The 2,702-nt window shown below is 70.1% G+C and carries 2 protein-coding genes, 1 tRNA gene and 1 pseudogene; 1 reads left to right on the forward strand and 3 read right to left on the reverse strand.

Annotated elements, in window-relative coordinates; all coding sequences use genetic code 11:
- Positions 1-46: 46 nt before the first annotated feature.
- Positions 47-122, reverse strand: a tRNA-Ala gene (locus tag ACY0I8_RS17525).
- A 120-nt stretch (positions 123-242) separates the two neighbouring features.
- Between ACY0I8_RS17525 and ACY0I8_RS17530 the strand changes: the two genes are divergently transcribed.
- Complete coding sequence (locus ACY0I8_RS17530; protein WP_461395775.1) at positions 243-839, forward strand: response regulator; 597 nt, start codon at positions 243-245, stop codon at positions 837-839.
- A gap of 12 nt (positions 840-851) precedes the next feature.
- Here ACY0I8_RS17530 and mgtE read toward each other — a convergent pair whose 3' ends face one another.
- Both mgtE and ACY0I8_RS17540 read right to left on the reverse strand, forming a co-directional pair.
- Positions 852-2,228, reverse strand: coding sequence for a magnesium transporter (gene mgtE, locus ACY0I8_RS17535; RefSeq protein ID WP_461395776.1), 1,377 nt, complete (start codon positions 2,226-2,228; stop codon positions 852-854).
- Positions 2,229-2,406: 178 nt separating this feature from the next.
- A pseudogene (locus ACY0I8_RS17540) lies at positions 2,407-2,702 on the reverse strand (Glu/Leu/Phe/Val dehydrogenase); the annotation flags it as partial.

A 2,702-nucleotide genomic window follows, 5' to 3' on the forward strand; every position in this document is an offset into this window, starting at 1 on the left:
AAGAAGAAAGGGCTTACGGGGTCAGCCCGTAAGCCCTTAGTTTTCGTGGTGGAGCCGATCGGGATCGAACCGACGACCTCTTGAATGCCATTCAAGCGCTCTCCCAGCTGAGCTACGGCCCCACGAGAGAATCGGCTTTTTACCAGACCCGGCCGGGCATGTCAACGGAAACCCGCCGGGGCCTCAAGATCCCGCCCGGGCCGGCCGATCCGTGGATCACCCTGAGAGCGGAGGCTCACCCCATGCGCATCCTGATCGTGGACGACGACCAAAGCACCCGCCGCCTGGTCGAGCATACCCTCCTCGCCGCCGGGTACGAGGCCGACCTGGCCGAGGACGGGGAGGCCGCGTGGGACGCCCTGGAAACGGGCCGCCACCGGATCGTCCTCACCGACTGGCTCATGTCCCGGCTTTCGGGGCTCGAGCTCGTGGAACGGATCCGTTCGCAACCCGACCGGCCGTACACCTACCTGATCATGCTCACCGTCAGGGAGGCGCTGCCCGACCTCGTGGAGGCCCTGGACGCGGGGGCCGACGACTACCTCACGAAACCCTTCCGGCCCGAGGAACTCCTGGCCCGCATCCGGGCCGGCGAGCGCACCGTGGACCTCCACGACCGGCTGGCCCAACGGGTGGGCGAACTCGAGCAAGCCCTCGCCGAGGTGAAGCGGCTTCGGGGGCTTTTGCCCATCTGCATGATCTGCCACAAGATCCGCGACGACCATCAGTACTGGCACCGGCTCGAGGCCTATCTCTCCACCCACGCCGGCATCGAGTTCACCCACGGCATGTGCCCCGACTGCGCCCAGAAATGGCGCGAGGAAAACGGGCTCGGTTGAGGCCCTCGGGCGTCAGATCCCCAGGACCCACCGAACCACCTGGAAGTAGATCAGGAGCCCCGTAATGTCCACCAGGGTCGTGATGGCGGGGCTCGCCACCACGGCCGGGTCGAGCCGTAGGCGGGCCGCACCCAGGGGGAGCACGGCGCCCACCAGGGTGGCGCTCACCACCTGGAGCCCCAGGGCCAGGGCGATGGCGGCGGCCACGGCCGTGAGCGAGATGCCCGGTGGCACGGGGCTCTCGTGGGAGAGCCAGAGCACCTTGGCGTAGGCCAGCCCCCCCAGGACCGCGCCGAGCAGCACGCTCACCCGAAACTCCTTCCAGAGAACCCGGAGCGCGCTTCGGGGCGAGAGTTGCCGCAGGGCGAGGGCCCGGATCACCACGGTGGCCGACTGGGACCCGGTGTTCCCGCCCGTGTCGGCCACCATCGGGATGTACACCGCCAAGAGGGCCAGCCGGGCGATGGCGTCCTCGTAGCGGTGCAGGATCAGCCCCGACACGATGCCCACGGCCGCGAGCCCCACCACCCACCCCACCCGGCGGCGGAAATGGGTCCAGACCGGCACCTCGAGGTAGGGCTCGTCCCGGGGCTCGCCCGTGATCCCCATGAGCCGTTCCAGGTCCTCGGTCTGCTCCTCCCGGAGGATGTCGAAGGCGTCGTCGTGGGTCACGATGCCCACCATGCGGTCCTCGGCGTCCACCACGGGCACCGCCAGCAGGTCGTACTTCTCGATCGTGCGGGCCACCTCCTCCTGGTCGTCGGTCACCCGGACCCGGATCGGGTCGGGCTGCAGGATGTCCCGCACCAACGTGCTGGGGCGGGCCAGGATCAGGTCCTTGAGCGTCACGGCCCCCAACAGGCGCCGGTCGGGGGACACGACGTAGGCGTAGTACACCGTCTCCCGGTCTGGCGCCTCCCGCCGGATCTTGTTGAGGGCCTCGGCCGCGGTGAGCTCCGGGAACAGGGTCACGTAGTCCGAGGTCATCACGGCCCCGGCCGTGCCCTCCTCGTAGGAGGCCAGGCGCCGGATGTCCTCCCGTTCGGCCTGGGCCAGCGCGGGCCAGAGGGCCTCGAGGGTCTCGGGCTCCAGGCGCTTCACCAGGTCGGCCCGTTCGTCGTGGCTCATGTAGGTGAGGAGCCGGGCGAGGTCCTGCCGGGTGAACCGCTCGGCCACCTCGAGCTGGAGGGGCGTGGGCAGATAGGAGAACACCTCGGCGCCCCGGCGGGGCTCCAGGAACGACAGGAACGCCGCCACCTCCCCGGCGCTCAGGCCCTCCAGGCACTCGGCCAGGGCGGCCGGGTGGAAGTCCTCGGCGAACTCCCGCAGGGTCGCGGCGTCGCCCCGGGCGAGGCACGCGCGAAGTTCGGAGGTCAGGACGGGATTCATGGGCCACCTCCGCGTTCGGCCTCCGGCCGCACCGCGGGATGGCCCCGGGGGATCAGCCGGAGGGGGATCGGGTTCGGGATCTAGGGTGAGGATCGTACTCCGGCATCGGGATTCCTCTTGCCGAAAGGTCAGGGGGTGCGATCTCTTATCCCAGCGGGGGCGCCGGCGTCAACAGCGGTCACGGCCAGATGCCCAGGGCCTCGTAGGAGGCGGCGATCTTGTCGATGGCCAGCACGAAGGCCGCGGTCCGAAGATCGACCCCCTTGCCCAGCCGGGCCCGGGTCTCCTGGATCTCCCGGAACGCCAGCACCATGGTCTCCTCGAGCCCGGCGTTCACCAGTTCCTCCTCCCCCGGCCCCCGGGCCAGCCGCTGGCCCTCGGCCGCCTCGAACCGCCGGCCGGTCATGCGCTCGAGGGCGGCCACCAACCCCCGGTGGATGTCCTCGTCGAACCGCTTCTCCATACGGCCGAACC

This window comes from Deferrisoma sp. (assembly GCF_054681715.1).